21 protein-coding genes are annotated in these 25,085 nt (G+C 29.6%); 8 read left to right on the top strand and 13 right to left on the bottom strand.

Features of this window, described 5'->3' with window-relative positions; genetic code table 11:
• Positions 1–126 precede the first annotated feature (126 nt).
• The gene (locus tag ABNT65_RS01175) at positions 127–1,626 is read right to left on the bottom strand and encodes a TrkH family potassium uptake protein (RefSeq protein ID WP_348705822.1); all 1,500 of its coding nucleotides are present in this window, start codon (positions 1,624–1,626) and stop codon (positions 127–129) included.
• Positions 1,626–2,972 carry a Trk system potassium transporter TrkA gene (gene trkA, locus ABNT65_RS01180; RefSeq protein WP_348705823.1) on the bottom strand — a complete coding sequence of 449 codons (1,347 nt, stop codon included), beginning with the start codon at positions 2,970–2,972 and terminating at the stop codon, positions 1,626–1,628. The genes ABNT65_RS01175 and trkA overlap by 1 nt, the downstream gene beginning before the upstream one ends.
• Positions 2,973–3,065: 93 nt before the next feature.
• On the opposite strand from trkA, the gene radC reads away from it, so the two are divergent.
• Genes radC through ABNT65_RS01195 form a run of 3 tightly spaced genes read left to right on the top strand, consistent with a single transcriptional unit; the run spans position 3,066 to position 5,996 of the window.
• Complete coding sequence (gene radC, locus ABNT65_RS01185; protein WP_348705825.1) at positions 3,066–3,752, top strand: RadC family protein; 687 nt, start codon at positions 3,066–3,068, stop codon at positions 3,750–3,752.
• A 34-nt stretch (positions 3,753–3,786) separates the two neighbouring features.
• Positions 3,787–5,091, top strand: coding sequence for a polysaccharide deacetylase family protein (locus tag ABNT65_RS01190; RefSeq protein WP_348705826.1), 1,305 nt, complete (start codon positions 3,787–3,789; stop codon positions 5,089–5,091).
• Positions 5,091–5,996 (top strand): hypothetical protein, encoded by a 906-nt coding sequence (locus ABNT65_RS01195; RefSeq protein WP_348705828.1) that lies wholly within the window; start codon positions 5,091–5,093, stop codon positions 5,994–5,996. Before ABNT65_RS01190 ends, ABNT65_RS01195 begins: the two co-directional genes overlap by 1 nt.
• On the opposite strand, the gene ABNT65_RS01200 is transcribed toward ABNT65_RS01195, so the two are convergent.
• From ABNT65_RS01200 to ABNT65_RS01245, 10 genes are all read right to left on the bottom strand, one after another.
• Positions 5,993–6,598, bottom strand: coding sequence for a DapH/DapD/GlmU-related protein (locus ABNT65_RS01200; RefSeq protein WP_348705830.1), 606 nt, complete (start codon positions 6,596–6,598; stop codon positions 5,993–5,995). The genes ABNT65_RS01195 and ABNT65_RS01200 overlap by 4 nt on opposite strands.
• Positions 6,591–8,189: an asparagine synthase C-terminal domain-containing protein gene (locus ABNT65_RS01205; protein WP_348705832.1), complete on the bottom strand. Its 1,599-nt coding sequence runs from the start codon at positions 8,187–8,189 to the stop codon at positions 6,591–6,593. The genes ABNT65_RS01200 and ABNT65_RS01205 overlap by 8 nt, the downstream gene beginning before the upstream one ends.
• A gap of 126 nt (positions 8,190–8,315) precedes the next feature.
• Entirely contained in the window at positions 8,316–9,596 is a 1,281-nt protein-coding gene (locus ABNT65_RS01210; protein WP_348746936.1) for a lipopolysaccharide biosynthesis protein, read from the bottom strand.
• A gap of 572 nt (positions 9,597–10,168) precedes the next feature.
• A complete protein-coding gene (locus tag ABNT65_RS01215; RefSeq protein WP_348746937.1) occupies positions 10,169–13,267 on the bottom strand; it encodes a hypothetical protein in 3,099 nt (1,032 codons plus the stop codon).
• Positions 13,268–13,380: 113 nt separating this feature from the next.
• The gene (locus ABNT65_RS01220; protein ID WP_348746938.1) at positions 13,381–13,941 is read right to left on the bottom strand and encodes a DUF6252 family protein; all 561 of its coding nucleotides are present in this window, start codon (positions 13,939–13,941) and stop codon (positions 13,381–13,383) included.
• A 348-nt stretch (positions 13,942–14,289) separates the two neighbouring features.
• Entirely contained in the window at positions 14,290–14,856 is a 567-nt protein-coding gene (locus ABNT65_RS01225; RefSeq protein WP_348746939.1) for a DUF6252 family protein, read from the bottom strand.
• A 355-nt stretch (positions 14,857–15,211) separates the two neighbouring features.
• The gene (locus ABNT65_RS01230) at positions 15,212–15,766 is read right to left on the bottom strand and encodes a DUF6252 family protein (RefSeq protein WP_348746940.1); all 555 of its coding nucleotides are present in this window, start codon (positions 15,764–15,766) and stop codon (positions 15,212–15,214) included.
• 534 nt (positions 15,767–16,300) lie between these two features.
• Positions 16,301–16,849 carry a DUF6252 family protein gene (locus tag ABNT65_RS01235; RefSeq protein ID WP_348746941.1) on the bottom strand — a complete coding sequence of 183 codons (549 nt, stop codon included), beginning with the start codon at positions 16,847–16,849 and terminating at the stop codon, positions 16,301–16,303.
• A gap of 62 nt (positions 16,850–16,911) precedes the next feature.
• A complete protein-coding gene (locus ABNT65_RS01240; protein ID WP_348746942.1) occupies positions 16,912–17,673 on the bottom strand; it encodes a hypothetical protein in 762 nt (253 codons plus the stop codon).
• 476 nt (positions 17,674–18,149) lie between these two features.
• The gene (locus ABNT65_RS01245; RefSeq protein WP_348746943.1) at positions 18,150–19,259 is read right to left on the bottom strand and encodes an AraC family transcriptional regulator; all 1,110 of its coding nucleotides are present in this window, start codon (positions 19,257–19,259) and stop codon (positions 18,150–18,152) included.
• A 105-nt stretch (positions 19,260–19,364) separates the two neighbouring features.
• On the opposite strand from ABNT65_RS01245, the gene ABNT65_RS01250 reads away from it, so the two are divergent.
• The 4 genes from ABNT65_RS01250 (at position 19,365) to ABNT65_RS01265 (ending at position 22,849) form a co-directional block, all read left to right on the top strand.
• Positions 19,365–20,042 (top strand): YjjG family noncanonical pyrimidine nucleotidase, encoded by a 678-nt coding sequence (locus ABNT65_RS01250; RefSeq protein WP_348705842.1) that lies wholly within the window; start codon positions 19,365–19,367, stop codon positions 20,040–20,042.
• A gap of 128 nt (positions 20,043–20,170) precedes the next feature.
• Positions 20,171–20,719, top strand: coding sequence for a hypothetical protein (locus ABNT65_RS01255; protein WP_348705844.1), 549 nt, complete (start codon positions 20,171–20,173; stop codon positions 20,717–20,719).
• Complete coding sequence (locus ABNT65_RS01260) at positions 20,719–22,107, top strand: DUF5723 family protein (RefSeq protein WP_348746944.1); 1,389 nt, start codon at positions 20,719–20,721, stop codon at positions 22,105–22,107. Before ABNT65_RS01255 ends, ABNT65_RS01260 begins: the two co-directional genes overlap by 1 nt.
• A 4-nt stretch (positions 22,108–22,111) precedes the next feature.
• The gene (locus ABNT65_RS01265) at positions 22,112–22,849 is read left to right on the top strand and encodes a hypothetical protein (RefSeq protein WP_348746945.1); all 738 of its coding nucleotides are present in this window, start codon (positions 22,112–22,114) and stop codon (positions 22,847–22,849) included.
• Positions 22,850–22,934: 85 nt separating this feature from the next.
• Here ABNT65_RS01265 and ABNT65_RS01270 read toward each other — a convergent pair whose 3' ends face one another.
• Complete coding sequence (locus tag ABNT65_RS01270; protein WP_348746946.1) at positions 22,935–24,206, bottom strand: replication-associated recombination protein A; 1,272 nt, start codon at positions 24,204–24,206, stop codon at positions 22,935–22,937.
• A gap of 108 nt (positions 24,207–24,314) precedes the next feature.
• Here ABNT65_RS01270 and ABNT65_RS01275 point away from each other — a divergent pair, with 108 nt between their 5' ends.
• Complete coding sequence (locus tag ABNT65_RS01275) at positions 24,315–25,040, top strand: rhomboid family intramembrane serine protease (RefSeq protein WP_348746947.1); 726 nt, start codon at positions 24,315–24,317, stop codon at positions 25,038–25,040.
• Positions 25,041–25,085: the final 45 nt, after the last annotated feature.

The following is a 25,085-nucleotide window of genomic DNA, read 5'->3' on the forward strand; positions in this document are numbered from 1 at the left end:
ATAGTTTCTTGCAGGTTCTTAATCGAAAGTGGAATAGCAAAGAGTTTTATTATCAGGTGCTTTACATCGAATAGGTTTTAATACTTTCGGATAAATATCCATATTGTATCGGAGAAGTTTATTGAGTTAATTCTTTCTCCAGAAAAAAGGTGTTAATAGTATTAATACTGTAAATAGCTCTAAACGACCAATTAACATTAAAAAGGAACAAAACCATTTAGCTCCAGTAGATAGGTGTGAAAAGTTGTCTACAGGACTAACACTTCCAATGGCAGGCCCTATGTTTCCTAAAGAAGAGGCACAAGCACCTAAGGCAGATTTAATATCCAAGCCAAAGAAGGCTAATATTACCGTACCTACTATAAATATAAGCATGTATAAAACAAAGAAAGATAGTATGTTAAAAACAATATTTTGATTTACGGCTTTACCATCATAACGTACTGGAATGATAGCATTGGGATGTAAAGATTTTTTAAATTCTAAAAAACTATTTTTTAACATTACAATGTGCCTAACAATTTTTACACCTCCAGAGGTTGAACCTGCTGAGCCTCCTAAAAAGAATAAAGAAAAGAAAATACCAGTAACAAAAAAGTTCCACATGGTAAAGTCGGCTGTAACAAAACCAGTTGTAGTCATAACAGAAATAACAGAAAAAAGAGCATGACGTATAGCACTTTCTACTTTTCCAAATACCATTGGGTGTTTAATACTTGTTTGTAAAGTAGTATCTTGAAAGAAAATAATAGCTATAGAAATTATGGCTGTTATTCCTAAAATACTAAACAAATAATATTTAAACTCTTCATTCTTTAATACTTTTTGAACATTACCTTTTAACGCAAAATAGGTTAATACAAAGTTTGTTCCAGCAATAAACATAAATAACGTAATGATATACTGAATTAAAGGAGCTCCATTCCAATGGGCTACACTAGCGTTTTTAGTAGAAAATCCACCAGTACTTACGGTAGCCATTGCATGGTTAATCGCATCAAACCATGTCATACCAGCAACTTTTAACAGTACAAACTCCACTACAGTTAATAAAACATAAATTAACCATAAGCGTTTTGCTGTATCGGTAATACGTGGATGTAACTTATCTGCAGAAGGCCCAGGAGCTTCCGCCATAAATAATTGCATTCCACCAATACCTAATAAGGGTAAAATGGCAATAGTGAGTACAATAATTCCCATTCCACCAATCCAATGGGTTGCACTTCGCCAAAAAAGAATTCCTTTGGGCATAGCTTCAATATCCGTTAAAATAGAAGATCCAGTAGTTGAGTACCCAGAAATTGTTTCAAAAAAAGCATTTGTAATACTAGGGATAGCTCCTGATAGTAAATAGGGAAGCATTCCAGTAAATGATAAGGTTAACCAACCTAGGGTTACAATTAAATACCCTTCTTTTTTTTGAATATTTTTAGTAGTAGGCTTATTAAAAAAATAGAGTAATAACCCAATAGCCACCGTAATAATCCCTGCATTTAAAATTCCTAGTACGGCATTTTCCTGATAATATAAGCTAAAAGGAATGGCTAACCACATGAATAAACCATTTAAAATAGCTGTAATACCTAAAAAACGATAGATGAGTTTAAAGTTAAGATTTTCCATTAGTTAAATAAATCTTCAACAGTTGATATAGCTTCTGGTAAGCAAAACACAATGGCTTTATCACCACTTTGTAATTGAAAATCTCCCAATGACATTAATGCTTTTTCATTTCTAATTACTCCACCAATGACTGCTTCTCTAGGAATACGCAGTTCTTTAATAGGTTTTTTAGTAACCTTAGCATTGGGCTGTACTTCAAATTCAAAAACTTCAGCATCAATGTTATGAAGATTTGCTAGTGCTAAAATTTCACCTTTCCTAATATGTCTAAATATGTTACTAGCAGCAATCAGTTTTTTATTAATAAGTGTGTCAATACCAATGGTTTGAGAAATGTTAATATAGTCCATATTCTCAACTAAAGCTACAGTTTTTTTAACTCCTTTTGATTTTGCTACTAAACAAGACATAATGTTGGTTTCACTATCTCCAGTTACTGCAACAAAAGCATCCATTTCTCTAATGTTTTCTTCTTCTAATAGTTCAATGTTTCTACCATCACCACAAATAACCAGTGTGTGTGATAAATCTTCAGCTAATTGTAAGGCTTTATCTTTGTTACGTTCAATAAGCTTTACCTTGAAATCATCACGACAAAGGTTTCTTGCAGTTTTCCTTCCAATACTACTACCACCTAAAATCATAACGTTTTCTATATTTATAGGTTTTTTCCCTATAATAGGGTATAGCTTATCAATGCTATAATTAGGCACCGAGAAGTATACTTGATCGTTCATCTTGTATACGGTATCACCTCTAGGAATTATAGTTTGAGCAATCCCTTCACGCTTAATAGCGATGGTAATAAAATCTACTAAACAAAACTTATCTTTAGCTTCCTTAACGGTTAAATCTAAAATAGGAGATTTATAGCCTAAAGTAGTTCCCATAACATTAAAAGCTCCGTTTTCAAAAGCAACAGTATCGTTAAAAGAAGACTGATTTAACAATAATTTTATTTCTTCAGCAGCCAATTCTTCAGGAGAAATCATAAAGTCAACACCATAATCTTTAAAGTTAACAATGTCATTGTTTAAAAATTCGGGATTGTTTATTCTAGCAATTGTTTTCTTTACACCAAGCGCTTTCCCTATAACAGAAATTGTAAAGTTGGTATTTTGACTTTCTGTTACAGCTAATAATAAATCAGCAGAACCAATACCAATTTCTTGAAGAAGCTTTATAGAGGTAGCATCACCACGTTTAGTGATTACATCTAAATGATTGTTTATATAGTCAAGTTTTTCGCCATCAAAGTCTATAACATAAGTGTCTTGAGACTCATATGACAACAATTTAGCCAAATGAAAACCAACGTCTCCAGCCCCGGCTATTATAATTTTCATAAGTAAAAATTAAAAAAAGATAGGGTACAAAGATACTGTGATTGATTGGGTTCTGCAAAAATTGATTTATATTTATCCCTCAAAAAAAATAAAATGAAGAAGTTATCTATTAAAACATGGGCGGAAGATGATCGTCCTAGAGAAAAATTAGCTTTAAAAGGTAAAAGCACCTTATCTGACGCAGAACTTATTGCAATACTTATAGGTTCAGGTAATAGGAATGAAAGTGCTGTAGACTTGTCAAAAAGAATATTACTCTCTGTAAATCGGAATTTAAATAAACTATCAAAACTATCAATAGAAGAGTTAATACGTTTTAAAGGAATAGGAGAAGCTAAGGCAATTAGTATTATTACAGCTCTAGAGCTTGGGAGAAGAAAACAGTTTGAAGAACGATTGGTAATTCCAAAAATTACTTGTTCAAAAGATGTAGCTAAAATAATGCAGTCTTTAATAGGAGATATTCAACATGAGGAATTTTGGGTTTTGTATGTAAATAATGCAAATAAGGTATTAGCTAAGCATCAAATAAGTAAAGGAGGGTTAACAGCTACTTTAGTTGATGTACGCTTAATATTTAAAAAAGCTTTTGAACTATCTGCAGTTGGTTTAATTCTGTGTCATAATCATCCTTCAGGGAAGCTTAATCCTAGTAAAGCTGATATAGATTTAACAAACAAAATAAAATTGGCAAGTAATACGTTAGACATAAAGTTGCTAGATCATATAATAATTACGGAAAAAATGTATTTTAGCTTTGCAGATGAAGGTGTTTTATAATTCTATAAAGCATTGATAATTATAAATCCAAGTAATGCTTTTAGTTTATACACATAAAATTACGCCAAGAATACGCTATATTTTTAAGCATATACTTACTCGTATTCTACAAATACCTATTGATTTTACATCAAAAGTAGAAGATTTTGTAGCACATAGTGGGCCTAAAATTTCTTATACTAAAGTAGCCTTAGGGAAAGAGTTTTTTATTAAGAGTCATGATTTATTGTTTCAACAAGGAATTAGAGATATTGAAATTCATATGCAAAAATGGAAAGGGATTCCGTGTTTTTTTTACCAAGGAGAAAAATCGGATGTGCCATTTGATATTTTTTCAGCAAGTTTTTACCTGATTTCTCGTTATGAAGAATATTTACCCCATATTAAAGATAAATATGGAAGGTTTGAAGCTTCAGAAAGTATTGCTTTTAAATATCGATTTTTAGAAAAGCCTTTAGTTGATATATGGGCTTACGAATTTTTAAGAGAATTAAAAAAACGTTTCCCTGATTATGAGTATTCAAGTAGAACGTTTAGTTTTATTTCTACGATTGATGTAGACAATGCTTATGCATATAAACATAAAAGTTTTGTGAGAACTGTTGGTGGCTTTCTAAAAGATGCTTATCACTTAAAATTATTAAATCTTTGGGATCGATTTGCAATTCGTTTTAATATTAAAAAAGATCCATTTGATACTTTTCAGCAAATAATTAATCTTAAAAAAGTGTATGATGTTCGTACTGTTTTCTTTTTTTTGATAGGTGACTATACTACGTATGATACGAATGTTTCAGCTTCTAAAAGTAAATTTAAATTACTGATTAAAGACATGGTTGATTATGCAAGGGTAGGCTTACATCCGTCTTTTTATACAATGAAAGATATTGTATTGATGAAAAAGGAAAAAGAAAGGTTAGAGCGAATTACTAATTTTTCAATAAAAAGATCACGTCAGCATTATTTACGTTTTTCTTTACCTGAAACATATCAAAATTTAATAGATATTGAGATAGAAGAAGACTATTCTATGGGATATGCTAGTCATGTTGGTTTTAGAGCAAGTACTTGTACACCTTTTTATTTTTATGATATTGATTTTGAAATTCAAACACCTTTAAAAATATTTCCATTTGCTTTGATGGATACTACATTAAATGATTATATGAAACTAACTCCTAAGCAAGCATTAGGTAAAATAAGAGATTTAAAAAATGAAGTAAAAGCTGTAAATGGCGTTTTTATAACATTGTTTCATAACGAAAGTTTAAGCGGGTATTTACGATGGAAAGGTTGGGGGAGACTTTATAGTTCGATGTTAAAAATTGCAAAAAGCTAATGATTTCCTGTATTGATCGCAAAGATTTAGATGTTGTTAAGTATAACGATTGTATAGCGAATTCTATACAATCGAATATTTTTGGTTTTTCATGGTATTTGGATATTGTAACTGATAATTGGAAGGTGTTAGTTTTAAACGATTACGAAGCTGTAATGCCTTTGCCAATTAGAAAAAAACTATTTATAGAATATGTGCATCCTCCATTTTGGTTAATTCAATTAGGGATTTATTCAAGAGAAGTAGAGGACGAAAATGAATTTTTGATAGAATTATTTGATGATTTTAAGTTTGTAGAACTGAGAATGAATGCTAAAAATTCATTCAGTATGTTTGATGAATTTCAAAAAGAGAAGCAGTTACAAACATTGTCATTAGAAAATTCTTATGAATCTATTTATTCGAATTATAAAAAAGACCGAAAGAAAGATTTACGTAAAGCAGCGAAGTTTGATTTGACTGAAAATTGGGGAGATTCTCCTTCTAAATTAATTGAGTTATTTAAAAATAACGTAGGAACTAGAACTAAAAATATTCTAGAAAAAGATTATAGTGTTTTAAACCAATTAATAAAAGCTTGTATAGAAAAAAAGCTAGGAGAAGTTTTAGCTATTTATGACAAAGATTCTAACCTAGTGGCTTCTGGTTTTTTTCTAAAATATAAAGGAGAAGTAACAATTTTAGTGTCCTCAACAGATTTTAAAAACCGAAATAATGGCGCTAATACTTTTTTAATTGATAGAGCTATTTATAAATATGAAAGAAACTTCACAAAATTTAACTTTGGAGGATCATCTATGCCATCAATAGCTAATTATTTTAAAAGTTTAGGAGGAAGCTCTGAGGGTTATCAACAACTTTACTATAATAATTTACCTAAACTTATTAAATGGATAAAGCGTTAGGGTTTTAAGAAGCTTATATACTTATTAGGTATTTTTCGATTGAACTTAATTTTTGACAAATCTTCTTTATATGGAGATTTTGTTTTTATAACCTTACAAGGGTTACCCACAGCAATAGCGTTGGAGGGAATATCTTTATTAACTAGAGAATTTGCGCCAATAATAACATTGTCACCTATTGTAATTTCAGGAAGTACGGTAACATTAGCTCCAATCCATACATTATTTCCAATTGTTATTGGTTTTCCTTTAACATGATTCCTTAAGTTGGAAACATCATGATTGGCTGAAATAATACTTACGCCTGGGCCAAATTCAATATTTGATCCTAGAATAATACCATTGTTAGCTTGAATGTAATTGTTTAAATTATCACCAGGATCACACAAAATACCTTTTGTTATGTTTTTAGGAGCAATAACTTTTGACGTAAAATGAACAGGCCATTTAACTTTAGGGTTTAATCGGAAAAGCTTTTGAGGAATTAAATAATGAAAAACTAAAATATAATAGCGTTGATAACCATATTTAGGGCGATAGTACTGCGGATAAAATAAGTTAACAATCCAACCAAATAGTAAAAAATCGATGTATTTAATCATTTTCAAATTTTTCTTTGGCAAAGTTAAGATACCATTGCACAATTATTTCATTATAACTCTCTTTTGCAGGAATAAATTTGATATTATTTTTTTTCATTTGAGAAATCATCTGAGAAATAATAGGGTAATAATTATTCCAGTCATTTTTTAAGAGCACTTTTTGTTTTACAAAGCTAGGAGCAAGCTTTTTAATTTTATTTTTTATCTTTTGCTTATTATGCATTTGGGTAGTAGGTTGCAACTCTTTTCCAAAATAAACCTTAAAAGGTTTAAAATAATAATCGATTAGAATTTTATCAAAAAAATGTTTTCCTATTTTATAATCTATATGAAGGTCTTTAAAGAAATCTAATAGCGCTCTGTCCCAAAAAGGAAATCTATGCTCATAGTTATAGAACGTATAAAAGGAAGCCGAATTAAAAATATATTTAGCAATTTTTTCTTTAATATCGATATCTTCAAATATAGAATAAGCTAGTTTACTTTGAAGGTTATAACTAAGTTGAACAGTTTCTTTTAAAGAGTTTTTAAACTGCTCTTTATATTGATTTTTAAATAAATGACTAACTAATTTTTTACATGCGTATGTGTCAAAAATTTCGTTTGTTTTCAAAGACTTAGGAATGACCTTAACAAACTGACTTCCTCCAAGTAAATCGCCAGCATATCCTGGGATAAAAACAGTATTATCTGGAATAAGTTTTTTGTTTTTTAAGAATTGTACAGCAAAATATTCTTGTAAGTTTGGCATTGATGAATATTTACCTGCATAATGTGCGTATTCCTTAAAGTTTTTTGATGATAAAAAGTTTGAAGTTATCTTGTCATTATACTCAATAAAATACCATTTAAAACCAAGTTTTTCAGCTGTTTTTTTTGAATTTTTAATTTCATCACTCTTCTTATTTCCGTAAGTGTAACAAATAACATTTTTATAATTATATTTTTTTAACATAACAGCAATTAACCTAGAGTCAAAACCACCACTTAAAGGCACTGCAACTGGGCTATTCTTCAATGAAATAATTAATCTGTTAAAAGAACGCTCTATATTGTTAATCGCATTTTTTATAAGGTTGGATTCTATATCTTTAATATTGTTTTCAGAAGTATATGTATAGAAGAAATCTCGTTTTGTAATTTCTTCTTTTTTTACAATAAGATATTCACTTGCTTGAACTTGAAAAATATTTTTGAGTAATGTTTTTTTTCCATAGGTATGTAATGAGGCAAGGAGTTCGTACTCAGAAATAGTATCAAAAGTAGTTAAGTTCAGTTCTTTTTTTATAAAATCAATATCATCAGACAAGAATATTGAGTTGTCCTTTCTACTATAGAATAAAGGAAAAGCTCTAGTTACATCTGAAGTAATAAAGGAGGTATTTTCTGTTGTTATAATAAAAGAAAAAACACCGTTAATCTTATTTAATACGGTTTTAAAAACACTTTCGGAAGTTATTTGTTTTAAATACTCATAAGCCTTTTCTTTTTCATAAAAATTATCATGTTCATCAAAAAAATACCCTTTAAAAAAGATATTATTTTTAGAAAACCATTGAAATCCTTTGTTGTTTTTTAAATGAATGTGCATTAAAAATAGTTCCAGAGTATTAAAGTAACCTTATCTGTAATAACATTAAAATGTAAATATAATTATTTAGCTATCAAAAATACTCTATAGCTTTTGATTCTGTAAAGAATAAGTAAAGTATCAAGGTTATGAATACGTATCTTTTTTAAGAGTTGATATTTTTAAAAAGTAAAACAGGATAAATAAATTAAATAAAATGCCTACAGAGGAGTATAAGGCTAATGATATTATAATACTTTTATATTGAGTGTATCCTATGTAAAAAGCTAAAAATCTAGAAGTAAGTAGTAGAATATCATAAACAAGAATTGTTTTTTGTTTGTTAAGAATAAGGATTAAAGAACTTAAAGGCGCATTTAAAAAGGCAATAAATAACCATGGAATTAAAATACGTACATAAGTTCCTGCTTTTGTCCAGTTTTCTCCTAAAATAAAATCAAAGAAAAAAGAAAGGATAAAAAGAGAGGTAAATAGAAAAGCTCCAATAAGGAGTAAATTTTTATAGGTTTTTTTTACGGTTAAGTTTAAATCTTGATTATTATTGTATTGTTTACTAGCCTTGTTAAAGAAAACTTGACTAATAGAATTTTGTATAATTCCTATAGGAGCTTTACTTATTTTAACAGCTAAACCATATATTCCAGCATTTCCTAGTCCAAAATAATTGGAAATAAGATAAACAGGAAGTTCATTAGATAATTGATTTGTAAAACTTATAACGGTGCTAAAAATAGGGATGTCTTTATATTTCTTAGCAAGAAAAAACATCCTTCTAAAAGAAATATGTTTTACAGTTTCTTTAATAGGAATTACAGATTTTTTTATTAGAAATAGAAGCTGAAAAACAAGACCTACTATTACTCCAGGGATTAAACCAATAGCATGTAAATTACTAAAACCAGTAGTGATTTGTATAGTACTCATACTAATAGATTTTGCAATAACACCTTTAGATATGTTTTTAAATAAATTACTTCTATTATGCCAGTATTCGATTATTGAAATTGAAGAGAATAAAAAAACAGCAATCGGTAAAAAATAGATATAAAAGGATAGTTGTTCAAGTCCGAAAAAAGTACTTATATTATTTTTAAAGAAAAAAAGAACTAGAAATATAGCAGTACAGATTAGAAAAGAAAGTAGTATTGAAAAAGCAAATAAGTTAATAGCATCTTTATTCCTTTTGGGGAGTAAAATAGCTAATTCATACTGTAAAGAAGCTATGGGTTTTAACAAAATTAATGAAGATGAAAAGAGCATAAGTACACCAAAAGCTTCTTCCGAAAAAAGTCTGGTTAATATAAGCGTACTTCCATAAATAATGACTTGACTAATTCCTGAGCCTGTAATTAATGTTAAAACATTTTTAACAAAGTCTTTCTTAAAAAAGGATACTAGTTTTTTCAATATTTAATAGTATTTCAAATGACGATATGAATCATCATTATCTGAGATATCGAAACAACCTGTTAGTCTATTTTTATGAAAAATAAATTGAAAACAGTTTTTCTTACCTCAAAATTTAAATTTATACGATTTAAACATCATAATTTCGTAGGTATTATGTCAGTTCGAGTGTTTTTATGAAGTGATAACGGAATAAAAATGTATCGAGAACCATTCAATTACTTCTCTATAGTTCTGCTGAACAAGATTGAAATACAAAATTATATTCCATTTTATTTCAAAAAAAATTACTCGAAGAGACAAGCCAATTTTATAGGCAAAATAAAATCAAAATCGCATTAATCCCAAACTCTTCTATTATTATTATTATTATTATTATTATTATTATTATTCAGAATGATGTGATGGAATTAGTATGGCAATGCGAATATAATGCTGTAAACGTATAATACCAAAAACAATACTCAATACTTTAAAGGTAAGTTTATCTTTGAAATGGTATGAAACACATAAAAACCGTTTGCAAATTACAAACGGTTTAAAATTCAATTGGTATAAGAATGCTAGGGGAATTATTCTCTTTTAACTACTAGTTTTTTTAGTACTTTATCTTCTACAGTACTATGTAAAATATAGATACCATTCTTTTTATCTGATAAATCAATAGAGTTTTCAGAACCTGTATGCACTTTATTTCCATAAATATCATAAGCATTAATAGTAGCAGCTCTAAAATTTTTACCACCTCCATTATCGTCACCATCACATGGACCTATTATCACTTTTTGCACAATATATTTATCACCTCCATTACTTTTTAAAGCATATCTATTATTACAAGGCCCAGGATCTGGAGCAGGCGGAGTAATATCTCTGTAAATAGTAGTAGCACCACAGGCATTAGTTAGTGTAACTTTTGCTGTAATACGCCAGTTAAAACAATTACCGCTGGCTTGAGCATTAAACATATTAATATTTTGATGTATATCAGCAAAACATTGCCCACCTCCTGTATATTTTTCCCAAGTAACATTGGTTATGTTTTGATTATATATACTAGAATTATCACTTCCTTTTAATGTAATATTAACATAATTGTTTAAAGGATTAATAATAAAAGAAACTTCAGGTTTTCCTACCCATATTTCTTTAGTAATAGTTCTAGAACCACATTTATTACTACCCACTTTAGCAGCTAGCGTTACAGGACCATTAACATTGGGTTTACGAGTAAGTGTTATTTGATTGCCTGAAATACTTTGAGTAACTAAATGATTACCCTTGGTAATAGTCCATTGTGGTGTTATACCGCCAATTAAAGAATACGTATTAGTATTACAAATAAGTGATTTACCAGTAATAAATACGTTAGAACAGAACGCAGAACAATCTGTTTTGTATATATTTTTAGTATTTAACTCAGCTGCCAACCAATTACCGTTTCTAGCGTTAAATTCCAAATGTTTTTCATTATTGTTATTCGTATTGGTAGTACCTTTAAAACCAGTAGTAAAATTATCAAAAGGGGTGTTTAAAGGCGCAGATGGAGGGAAAGCACCCACATACGGTTTGTTAAAATGTGTATTATTAGCAGCTGAAATACCCAAAGCACTTGGTGTAGGCACAATGGTAAATTTATCTCTCATGGTTAATCCACCAATATTGGCTTTACCAACGTACTCTCCAACACCAATATACCCACCACCAAAATTGTCATAATGCTTATTAATAGCATGCGGTTGGTTGATTTTTTTGTTTACAATGTGAGTTTTAACCGAAAATAACCAAAGAATTTTTTTAGTATAAGATACTTGAAAGCTATGAATATTGTTTCCTCCATTAGGGTATAAAGACCTGTCTGTAAGATTAACATCAAACTTAGAATTACCTGGTATTGCCCCCATAATTCCTACTTTAAAAAAATCAGGATCCACAAGTAGTCCCAAAGTACCTCCAATAGCTGGAAATACAAATAAACTAGCAATGTCTTGTAAAAAAGAAAGTGATTTGTGATAATTAAACTGGACAAGTGGTTCTCCAGCATTAAAATTTTGTGTAGTACCGCACTCACTACCATTACTAATAGCAATGTTTCTAATGCCATTTTGTTTAGGGTAGCCTTTGGCATTTAATTCATTATAAAAATTAATGTGCATGGCATTATCTAAGTCATAATTATTATTAGCCCTATTGACCAATAATTGACTGGTAGCGGGTTGGTCTAAAATAGTTAAATACTTATGCGCCGTATGGTTAGAGGTAAAAAGTTTAACAACATGATATAACGGTGCTTTTATTAGTTGATTTCTAGCATTTCTATACATGTATTGTATAGATAATGGTATGTTAGCCCCTTGCTGTGGTGCATCATGCGAAACAAATAAACGTACTTGGTGGGTTAAGTTACGTTGCTCCATATCTCTTAAAGCGTAACGGGACACTACACCACCCATACTTTGCCCAATAATAACATTTTTCTCTGTACTACCACTTAACGCTTTTTGTTGGTTAACCCATTTTATAACCTCTTCTACAACTAAAGCATTACGCTGTATGTAATCCATACCATGGTCCCAATTCACAAAAATTAAATCGTATTCTTGGTCGTTTGGAATATTAGGGTTTCCGTCTATTAAAGGTAGGAGTTCTGTACTTTCCGAAACAGATCTTTTAAAATTTTCAAAATCTTCAGAACTATACTTGGTTTCCGGATTTAATAAGGTGGTTACGTCCCAACCTTCTACTACTATTAAGGGTTTGGTAATTTTACAATCGTTCCCAGCATCGTCAATAAAAATTCTAGCTTTTCCATGTTTGCCTAAGTAGCTTTTAGAGGCTACAATGTCTTTACTATACAAACCACAAGCCTGTTGTTGTTTTTGGTGTTTTACTTGGGTATTGTTAATTAACGGAAAGTGTTTTCCTTTTTTTATTTTTATTTTAGAATGGCTGTACAGTACCTGCCCGTTGGTTAGGGTTAGTTTGTATTTCCAAATTTTATTGCCTTCTACCGCGTAGCTCACAGTAACCAATTGGTTGTAAGGTAGACGCCTATAGCCTTTGCCATCGGCAAAATCAGCTTCTATTTTTTGTACTTGTTGAGCATTGTTGCTGTAAAAAATATTTTGAGGCAATTTTACCTTTACTTGCAAGCCTGTATATACTTGTATAGGAGCCGTCATGGCAAAGGTACTTAGCGTTTCATACGGGTTTTGCCAACGGTTGTCTATATAACGGTCGTAAAACTTACCATTCCTATAGGTAAGTTTACCAGCAGTAGTGGCATTGTGTACAAAGCGGGCATATTTAAAATACAAACCAGCTAAGGCAATGTGGTTTTCAGCACGCTCTTTATACCATTGCTCCTCTAAATCATCAGGAGGAATTAAATTGTTAGATTGGCTGGTTATTTTACCCATAAACAGGGTTTTTTGAATTTCTTTTAAACGCCTAGGGCTAATGTAATTGTTGTTGGTTAATTGTCCGTTAACTGCGGGTACATCTGTAAACTCCATGGCCATATCTAACAAAATACCGTGAGGTATTTTGTTTTTTTGTAAGCTGCCAAATAGGGCATTCATTTGTTGTGCAAAATTGGTGTTGGTAGTTTGTTGGGCTATGGTAACGGTAGTACCTAGCACAAGGCATAGCCAGAATAAAATTCTTTTCATATTTTTGTGTTTAAGTTAAATAATGGTGAGATGTTGTTTAGCTTTATTGAAAGATTGCCTACCTAGTAGGGAGTCTTTCTTTGTTTTTTACGGTTTACATAGGCTATTTTTTATTATTGAGAATATTGCATATCGAAACGACCATCACGTATTTTTATCACTTCATCAGTGTTAGCTCTTTTGGCATCAAACCAAAAAGTACCAGAGATAATTGCTTTGGTAGGATCTAGTTTGGTAATGGTCAATTCACCTGTAAAAGTATTAGTAGTTCCATAACCGTATTGATTACCTCCTAAAATAAAATAAGCATAAGCAGAATCCTCCGAAGTTTCGGCTTTTAAATCATAAGTTTGTCCTTCTGTAAATTTTAACTTATTGGTTTGTATACTAACTCTTCTAACTAAAGGTTTTTTTTCATTATTATTAAACCCTAATCCAAATTCATAATTTCCATCTAAAAATTGATAAAAACAAGTAACAATTGGAGAGCCAGTCGGATTACTCCCTTTAGGTAAAAAAGCTTCTCCATTCACCAAACAACCTACAGTATTAGCGCCTACTTGCGTCATAGGTGGGAGTTGTTGTAGTGGTGGTAGTGGTGCTTCGTCTTTATAACAGTTGGTAAAACTGATAGCCAGTAAAAAGACGGCTATTTTTAAGGTTGCTATTTTCATAATGGTTAGTTTTAACTATTTTTTAATTAATATATAAAGGATTATAGTGCTCAGTTTTTAGTGTTTAATTTTTAGTTTATGAGATAAAATTTCATCATCAAAAGAAAACCTTTTACTTCAAACCTTTCACCTTTTATCGATTCTTGATAATTGATGTCTCAAATATAGGATTCGTAGTGGTTTGCTTGTACCATTTCTTGCAAATTGCAAGAATCTGGACTCCATCTGGACGTTTTCGGACTCATTTTTTAGTTTTTATGGAGGTGTTTATAGAAATTTGTTTAAAGGTTTTACTAATTTTCTTTATTCTTTATTCTTTATTCTTTATTCTTTATTCTTTATTTCTGATTATTGCGAGTATTGCATATCGAAACGACCGTCTCTTATTTCTATTTTTTCGTCATTAGTGTTTACAGCATTGAACCAAAAAGTTCCAGAAATAATATTCTTTTGTTTGTTAAGGTACTTTATAGTTAATTCCCCTTTAATGGAATTTCCATTAGTAACATATTTGTCAATATTGGAGATTCCTCCGTTATATATTGTATAATTTCCAAATAGACTATTTCCATTACCCGAAATAAGTTCATAAGTTTTTCCTTGTTCAAGGACATGGTTTTTTGTCGCGATATTTACGGCTCTTAATTTAGTTTGTTTATCATTGGAAAAACCCAAACTAAAATTCCATTTATTATTTACAAATTGATAAAAACAAATAGTTGAAGATACTCCCGTAGGATTTTTTTGATGAGGCAAAAATACTTCCCCATTCACCAAGCAACCTACAGTATTAGCGCCTACTTGCGTCATAGGTGGGAGTTGTTGTAGTGGCGCTACAGGATCTTCTTCTTTAGAACAGTTGGTAAAACTGATAGCCAGTAAAAAGAAGGCTATTTTTAAAGTTGCTATTTTCATAATGGTTAGTTTTAACTATTTTTTAATTAATATGTAAGGATTTATAGTTCTCAGTTTTTAGTGTTTAATTTTTAATGTATTTGATAAAATTTCATCATTAAAAGGAAACCTTTTGCCTCAAATCTTCCACCTTTTACCAATTCTAAATAATTGATGTCTCAAATATAGAGTTCGTAGTGGTTTGCCTGTCCCATTTCTTGCAAATTGCAAGAATCTGGACTCCATCTGGACGTTTTCGAACTCATTTTTTAGTTTTTATTGGGGTGTTTATAGAAATTTGTTTTAAGGTTTTACTAATTTTCTTTATTCTTTATTCTTTATTCTTTATTCTTTATTCTTTATTCTTTATTTCTGATTATTGCGAGTATTGCATATCAAAGCGTCCATTTCGTACTTTAACAATTTCATGATCACTTAATCTTATGGCATCAAACCAGAAAATTCCTGAAATAATACCTTTGGTAGGGTCTAGTTTGGTAATGGTCAGTTCACCTGTGATTTTTTTTGTTGTTCGATATCCTTGCATACCGCCTAATGTATAATATGCATAGGTTGATTTTTTTGGTTCTTCAGCTTTTATTATATAGGTTTTACCTTCTAAAAGTTTTAATTTATTTCCACCGATAGTAACTTGTCTTAGTATATCTTGTTCATCATTGAAAAAGCGTAGTCCAAACTCATAGTTACCATCCAAAAATTGATAAAAACAAGTGGTAGAAGGAACACCAAAAGGATTTTTTTGATGAGGTAAAAACACTTCTCCGTTCACCAAACAACCTACAGTATTAGCGCCTACTTGTGTCATAGGTGGGAGTTGTTGTAATGGGGGGAGTGGTGCTTCGTCTTTAGAACAGTTGGTAAAACTGATAGCCAGTAAAAAGAAGGCTATTTTTAAGGTTGCTATTTTCATAATGGTTAGTTTTTACTATTTTTTTAATTAACGTGAGTTTGATTTAAAAAGATGTTTATTTTTTTTGTTAACTAGTGGGTTAGGTGTTGTAAGGAAGGTGCGACGAAGTAATCTTTCTTTTATATAGCAGATTGCCACAAAAAATCCCATTAAATTCCATTTTTTTCGCAATGACATCCTTAATTTACAAAGGTTATCAAGATAAAGTTATGTCGAACTCACGTTAATTAATATATAAGGATTATAGTGCTCAGTTTTTAGTGTTTAATTTTTAGTTTATGAGATAAAATTTCATCATCAAAAGGAAACCTTTTGCTTCAAGTCTTTTACCTTTTACCAATTCTAAATAATTGATGTCTCAAATATAGGATTCGTAGCGGTTTGCTTGTCCCATTTCTTGCAAATTGCAAAAATCTGGACTCCATCTGGACGTTTTCGGACTCATTTCTTAGTTTTTATGGAGGTGTTTATAGAAATTTGTTTTAAGGTTTTACTAATTTTCTTTATTCTTTATTCTTTATTCTTTATTCTTTATTATTGTGAGTATTGCATATCAAATCGTCCATTTCGTATTTCTATTTTTTCCCCATTGGCATTAATAGCATTGAACCAAAATGTACCTGAAATAATGGATTTTCCAGTATCTAATTTATCAATTGTTAACTTACCTTTAACTTCACTTGTGGTAATAAAGTCAGGGGTTCCAAAATTAAAATAAGTAGCAAAGGCACTATTATTATTATCTAATACTAAGTTATAGGTTATCCCTTCTTTTAAAATAATGTTTTTAGAAGCTAAATTTATTCCTCTTAAATTTTCTTTTTCATTATTAGAAAAACCTAAACTAAAATTCCATTGATTATTTACAAACTGATAAAAGCAGGTTGTTATAGGATTTCTTACAGGATTACTTCCTTTTGGTAATAATACTTCCCCGTTCACCAAACAGCCTACAGTATTAGCGCCTACTTGTGTCATAGGTGGGAGTTGTTGTAGTGATGGTAGTGATGCTTCGTCTTTAGAACAGTTGGTAAAACTGATAGCCAGTAAAAAGAAGGCTATTTTTAAAGTTGCTATTTTCATAATGGTTAGTTTTAAAGAATTAAGTTTTTAAATTTATGTGTTGATTTGTAGTAGTAAATGCCTTAGAAATCAAACTTATATTTCAACCCAAGTTTAGTATAGATACTAAAGCCGTCATCAAATGAGGGGCTTAATGAAGTACCAATTTGAAAAGTTGCAAATAAATTAAAATGTTTGACAATTTTGTAATTGAAAAAATAGTTAACATCTAAAAAATGAGATATGTTTTTAGAAGGTGAGTGATTATTTTTTAATGATTGCTCCAAGTTAAAAAGCTTGGTTCTTTTTAAGTAAGAAAACTTTAGTATAGATCCGTGATGTATTCTAGAATACCGTTTTACATAATTAAATTGTAAAAAAAGTTTATAATAGTTTTGGTTAATTATATTTTCGGAAGTTGTTAGTATATAAGAGTACTCTGATTGATTTAAAGATTGGTATTCGTAGCCAGTTAAGAATTCAAAGTTTTGATTATTTCTCAAATTAGTTAAGTAAGCAATACCTAAAGTGTATCCATAGTTGTTATTTGTAACTTTTTTAGCTAAAGAAGTAAAGAAGATACTAGCAAAAGTAGGAGTGCTATGGTTTTTCCAGTTTATAAAGTTATAACTTCCAAATATTGCTACTTGATTTGTAATATTGTAAGTAATATCAAATTTAAGCTCAGTACCAGAAGCTATAGAACTTTCTACAGATATAGCTTTCTTTTTAGTATTTTCAATGCTAATGTTAGGTAATAGTACATTTCTTATTTCTTGTCCAGTTACTAAAAAGGACTGTACTGAAACTAATAGAGTACAAGCAAGTTTACATATAGATTTCATAAAATAAATTTTTTAGTTAGTGTTTTACAATAGAGCTCTAAAATTTTTATTGGTTTGTATTTTTAGAGCTCTTAATGTTGTTAATAGTTCATAGTAATTTTCCCCGACGATTAATACACTTCAAATGTAGTTGAACGCTTATTTTAGGAGTCCAGATTCTTGCAAATTGCAAGAATCTGGACAAGTTTCCTGATTTTGGGACAGTAAATATGGGTATACAATACCGTTTTTATATACTAAATGAATTAATTAGGAGGGATATTTTAAAATATTTTGGAAAATAAATGCTAAGGTTTGCTTAATAACTAACACCACTTCAATTTAAGCTAACCTAATTTAACCGTCTTTTTTTGATTGAATATTTCATAAATTAAGTAGTTATAATTTTAAGTTGTAAATGGAATTGAGTAATATTTAACTTCTTAACTTCTTAACTTCTTAACTTCTTAACTTCTTGAGTTTATAATTGTAGGTATTTAATTGGTATTGTTTTTAAATTGTGTAGGGGTAAACCCTGTATGCTTTTTAAAAACATTGTAAAAAGTAGATTTAGAGTTAAACCCTGCTTCTAATGCAATAGAGGTAATAGTGTAACTCTCATAAGTAGTATTTGTTAACAATTGTTTGCTAAATTCAACACGATAGCTATTCATTAAAAAACTAAAATTATTTCCAGTTTCTTCATTAATAATTCTAGATAGTTGACTGCTACTCATTTGTAATTCATTAGCCAGTATTTCTAAACTTAATTGGTTGTCTAAAAACCTACGGTTTTTTGAAATGTATTTTTCAATTTTTAAGAACTTTTTATGTGCATCGGTATTAATGTTTGTTTCTGGTAATGAAAGTTCTCTTATAGACTTTCGCTCTTCTATCTGTCTTAAAAAAATTAATGTTTGATAGCCTAGCCAATAAATTAAAACAGTTGTGGCAACTCTAAGAGGGTAGTAAAAAATAATAAAATTTTTAAAGTGTAAGTAAAACTCTATAATTAAAGCAAAGCCCCATAAAACATAAATAAAGGCAGCAAATATTAAAAAATTTCTAAGCCATTTTAAATTATCATAGCTAAGTAAATCATGAAACCAGTCTTTATTATTTCTTATAATATGAAAAGAATACAAATAAATAGCAAAAGAAATAATAAAGCTAAAAGCTTCCTCTATAGAGGTATATTGTTCGTATAAGTAAGAGTAATGTTCTGTAGCATAGGTTTCTTTAGCATACCATAAATAAATTCCTTGAATAATAATGCTACAAAAAAAGATGGGAAGAATAACTTTTAAAAGATTAAAAAATCGTTTTTCAACACCTAAATAATGTACCACAAACATAAAGAAGAAAGGAGCTATTAAAAAGTGCCAAGGAATCTGAATATAATCTAAAAAAGAAAAATTAAAAACCTCTTTCTTAGTCAGAAGCCAAGATTGTAAATTATTAAAAGAAATGGCTAAAGTCATTAGTGTTAAGTATAGAACACTAGAAGTTTTACCATTTTTAGATTTACGCATTATAGCACTAAAAATAAAGCCATGAATAGCACTAACTATTAAAAATATATTAAATAAATCTACTAGTAACTGCAATTTTGTTATTGTTAAAATTTAGGGCAATATACAGTTCAAAAATTAATATGAAAAATAAATAGTTAAAATAGTTTTAAAAACCATTTATACTTTTAAATTTGAAGTATGACAAATATTAAACATTTATTTTTTGATTTAGATCATACGCTATGGGACTTTGAAAAAAACTCTGAACTAACCTTCAAGCAAATATTTCAAGAACAAAATCTTTCCTTAGACTTTAAAAAGTTTATTAAGGTGTATTCACCAATTAACTTGAATTATTGGAGATTATACAGAGATGATAAAATATCTAAAGAAACATTGCGCTATAAAAGATTAAAAGAAACTTTCGATGCATTGGAGTATGTAATCTCAGATAAATTAATTGAAAAAATTTCTGAAGATTATATAAATTATTTGCCTAATTTTAATAACTTGTTACATGGAACGGTGGAGATGTTAGAATATTTAAAGAAAGAATATCAATTGCATATAATTACTAATGGATTTGAAGAAGTACAACGCTTGAAAATGGAAAAATCAGGCATTGCTAACTATTTTAACATTGTAGTCACCTCTGAAAGTGTAGGAGTCAAAAAGCCTAACCCACGGGTTTTTGAGTATGCTTTAACAGAAGCAAAAGCACAACCAGAAGAATCTATTATGATTGGTGATAGTTATGAAGCAGACATAATGGGAGCTTTAAATATGGGGATGTTAGCTATTCATCTTACAGAAGAAAAGAGTAGTAATGGTATAGCAACTATAAGCTCATTAACAGAACTAAAGCAATATTTATAGAGATTAAACGTTTACAATTTACCTTCCCCTTCCACTCATATTCATGTTGTAAACATAACTAAAGCTAATTATTATGGTAATTAGCCAATACAATTTTTGACCTTAACTTTGAAAATTAAGAAATATATATGAGAAGATTTTTGTATGCCTTTTTGTGTTGCAGTATTTCCTTGCTACAACTAACTTGTGTAAAAGATTTGGATTTTGATCAGGCAAAAGATTTAGAGATTACACCAACTTTTAAAATAGCGTTGGCTCATTCAAGTATAGAGCAAACGCTTTTTGTAAGTCCTTCAGGAGCTGAAGTTCCATCTATAACAGATCAATCTAATTTTTATGCGTTTGAGAACAGTATTACTAAAGATTTGACTAAAATTGAGTTAGATTTTGAAGTGAAAAACCCTTTTAATAGACGTTTTGTAATTGATTTTAGATTGCTAGATGAAAATGGGGGAGAAGCCTATGATATTCCTGCTTTAGAAATACCTGAAAATGCTCAGAAGTTTGAGCATAAGGAAGTGATTGATGTGGTTAACAATCCAAATGTTTTAAATACTAAAAAAATTGAAGCAGTTTTTAGTTTACTTCCAAGTACAGATGGATCAATCATTGATATCAATGTAAGAAAAGTATTTAGTTTTAAGTCAGCAGGAACCTTTTATTTTAAGATAGATTAATGAGAAAGTTAGTAATTATAATAACGTTCCTTACTCTAGGAATAAAATCAGTGTACGCACAAAATAAACAGATATTATATAATTTTGATGAAATACCACAAACTTTACTATTAAATCCAGGAACAGAAACTAATTATAGGTTTCATGCAGGTATTCCGTTACTTTCAGGAATTTCTATGAATTTTGGAGTTACTGGAGCTACTGTTGCGGATCTTTTTAGACAAGATGGAGTAGATTTTAATGTAAAATATAGAAATGTATTAAATAAGTTAACAGCAGATGACTATGTGCAAATTCATTCCCAAATAGATGTATTGAATGGTGGGTATAGATTGAATGATAGGGATTATTTAAGTGCTGGTTTTTATACAGAGATTGATGCGTATGCTACAGTTCCTAAAGATGTGTTAACTTTACTAAATGAAGGGAATGAAGCTTATTTAAATAGAAGTTTCTTAATATCTCAGGCAAATATTAAAGCAGAAGCTTTAGGAGTTTTACATGTTGGACTTACTAGAAAGCTAAGTTCTAAACTAACAGTCGGAGCACGCTTTAAATTGTACTCAGGTATTGTAAATGTTACTTCAACGAATAATGCAGGAAGTTTTAGTACTAGGTTAGGAGAGGATAATATTTATGAACATTATTTGAATGGAATTAACGTAACAGGATATACGTCAGGTGTAAATAATGGTAATAATGTTGATAAGGAGTCGGATATTTCTGCTTCAAAATTATTAGGAAGATCTTTTTTAGGAGGAAATTTAGGTGTTGGATTTGATATTGGAATGACCTATCATTTAAATCCGCAAACAGAAATTACCGCTAGTTTATTAGATATTGGTTTTGTTAGTTATTCTGAGGATATTAGAAATTTTACTGTGAAAGGTAATTATATTTTTTCTGGTATTAATTTTCAATATGATAATACAAATCCCGATTATTGGGGAGATTTAGATAGAGATTTTAACTCAAAAGTAGTTAGAGAAGAAAATACAGAGTCTTATACTGTTATGCGACCTATAAAATTCAATAGTTCTATAAGACATCAATGGGGGAAATCTAGAAATGAAGAAAGTTGTAGTGATATTTCTTATAAAGATTATTATAACAATGCAGTAGGAGCTCAGTTGTTTTCAGTAATAAGACCAGTAGGGCCAAAGTTTGCTTTAACAGGTTTCTATGAAACAAGATTATTAGAAGGTTTAAAAACTAAAATAACATATACCATAGATGATTTTTCATATAGTAATGTAGGTATTGGGCTATCAGCAAAATTAGGAAAAGTTAATATATATGGAATGGTTGATAATTTATTAAAAGTTACCGATATTGCCGATGCACACAATGCCTCTTTTCAATTAGGCTTTAATTTAATTTTTAAGTAAGAGTATGAAAAATATAGTATATCTGCTGTTATTGGCTACAACCATTACTTTTGGACAGAAGAAGTTAAACAATTATAAATATGTAATTGTACCAAAACAGTTTGAATTTGTTAGTAAAAATGATCAATACCAAACGAGTTCATTAACTAAGTTTTTATTTAAAAAATATGGGTTTAACGCTTATATGGAAAATGAAGACCTGCCAAAAGATGTTTTAAATAATAGATGTTTGGCTTTAACAGGAGATGTAATTGATGAGTCGGGAGCATTTACTACAAAAAGTGTAGTAGAGTTAAAAGACTGTAATGATAAGTTGGTGTACCGTTCTCAGATAGGAAAAAGTAAAAAGAAAGAATATAAAACAGCCTATCATGAGGCTATTAGAAATGCTTTTAGATCTATACAAGGTTTGCGTTACAAATACCAACCGTTAAAAGAAGATATAAAAGCGTCAGCAAAAATATTACCAGCCTTAAAGAAAGTGATAGAGTTAAAAAATGAAAATGTTAAAAATGAAGTAATATCAACCAAAGAAACATTATATGCACAGCCAACAGCTAATGGTTTTCAATTAGTAGATACTCAGCCTAAAAAAGTATTTGAACTTTTAAAAACAAGTATAAAAGATGTCTTTGTTTTAAAAACTAAAGATGGAATTTTGTTTAAAAGTAATGGTGTATGGTTTGCTGAGTATTATGAAAATGGCGCTAAAGTTTTAAAACAATATAAGATCAAATTTTAAATAGCATGTGATAGCCAAAGGGTTAATAATCTGAAGTTATAAGTGCCTATTTATATTAAAAAAAGCAGTTGAAAAACTGCTTTTTTTAATACTTGTATTTACCTTTCCAACGTTGTTTTAAAACTTCTCTAAATTGGTTTTCTCTCGCATTATTACCAGGCTCATAAAGCTTTGTGTTTTGTATTTCATCAGGTAAAAATTCTTGAGAAACAAAATTACCTTGGTAATTATGTGAGTATTTGTAATCCTTACCATAATCTAAATCACGCATTAATTTTGTAGGCGCATTTCGTAAATGTAAAGGAACTGAAAGATCACCAGTAGTTTTTACCAAGTTTTGAGCTTCACCAATAGCCATATAAGAAGCATTACTTTTTGCAGAATTAGCTAAATAAATAGCACACTGACTTAAAATAATTCTAGACTCAGGGTTTCCTATAACAGAAACTGCCTGAAAGGTATTGTTAGCTAAAATTAGAGCAGTTGGATTTGCGTTTCCAATATCTTCTGAAGCTAAAATTAATAATCTTCTAGCAATAAATTTTACATCTTCACCGCCTTCAATCATTCTAGCCAACCAATATACAGCTGCATTTGGATCACTACCTCTAATTGATTTAATAAAAGCTGAAATTATGTCATAATGTTGCTCACCGGTTTTATCGTATTTAACCGTGTTTTTTTGAATTTTTTTGAGAACCAATTCATTGGTGATTTCAATTTCATCATCAGCAATTACTAATAACTCAAAAATATTAAGCAATTTTCTAGCATCACCTCCAGAAACTTGAAGTAAAGCATCTGTTTCTTTTAAGGTTATTTTCTTAGAGGCTATTATTTCATCTTTTTCCATAGCTCTATGGATAAGAGAAATTAAATCGTTTTTATCAAAAGAGTTTAAAATATAAACTTGACATCGAGAGAGTAGGGCAGGGATTACTTCAAAACTTGGGTTTTCTGTAGTAGCACCAACCAAAGTAACCCAGCCTTTTTCAACTGCACCTAGCAAAGAGTCTTGTTGAGATTTACTAAATCTATGAATTTCATCAATAAATAAAATAGGATTCTTTTGTGTAAATAAACCACTACTTTTTTTAGCTTTTTCAATAACTTCTCTAACATCTTTTACACCAGAACTAATCGCGCTTAATGTATAAAAAGGTCTTCCAGATTCATTAGCTATAATAGTAGCCAGCGTAGTTTTACCAATACCAGGAGGTCCCCACAAAATTAATGAAGGAATAATTCCTTGTTTTATATGATGTGTTAAAATACCTTCTTCACCTACTAAATGTTGCTGACTAATATAGTCACTAAGAGTTTTTGGTCGGATACGTTCCGCTAAAGGCTGCGTCATTTTAGAATTTCTAATTTTATATCAAAGTTACTAATATTTAATCTAAATCTCTATGCTGTCATAATTACAGTAATAAATATTTGGAAATGTTTTTGCTATTGAAAAAGTATGAATACAACCAATCAATTGCAAATTTCAAGAGGGTCTTTTCGCTTACCATTATTTTTAGTTCTTATTATATGGTTGGTATATTGGGTAGAAATAAAATTTGGATTTAATTTTAATAAGTTTGGAGTTTTGCCAAGAACTTTAAAAGGAATACGAGGTGTTTTTTTTTCACCATTTATCCATAGTAATACGGGGCATTTATTTAATAATTCTATTCCTTTATTTGTACTGACTTCTTTATTGCTAATTTTTTATAAAAAAGTGGCTGCAAAAGTATTGCTTTACGGAGGTATAATTACTGGTGTATTAACATGGTGTATTGCTAGAGAATCCTATCATATAGGTGCAAGTGGTATTGTTTACTTATTATTCAGTTTTACGTTTTTCAGCGGTATAATAAAAAAACACTTTCGATTAATAGCAGTTTCTTTAGTTGTAATTTTTTTATATGGAAGTATGGTTTGGTATGTATTTCCTATAAAAGAAGGAATGTCTTGGGAGGGACACTTATCTGGTTTTTTAACAGGAATTTTCTTTGCTTATATATATAGAAAACTAGGGATTGTTAAAGAAAAGTTTGCATTCTCAAAAACAGAATTTGATGATATGTTTGATGAGGATGGTAATTATGTGCCTCCACAAGAAGTTGAATCAATAGAGTCAATAGAAGAAGAGGAAGTGGTTGAGTTTAAATATAAGTATATATATAAAGGAGAAGAAGAGTAAAAAAGGTTTACTATTTACTTTATAGTAAACCTTTTTTGAATTTGT

Origin of the sequence: Tenacibaculum sp. 190524A02b (assembly GCF_964036645.1) — a bacterium.
In the GTDB taxonomy this organism is placed as follows: domain Bacteria; phylum Bacteroidota; class Bacteroidia; order Flavobacteriales; family Flavobacteriaceae; genus Polaribacter; species Polaribacter vairaonense.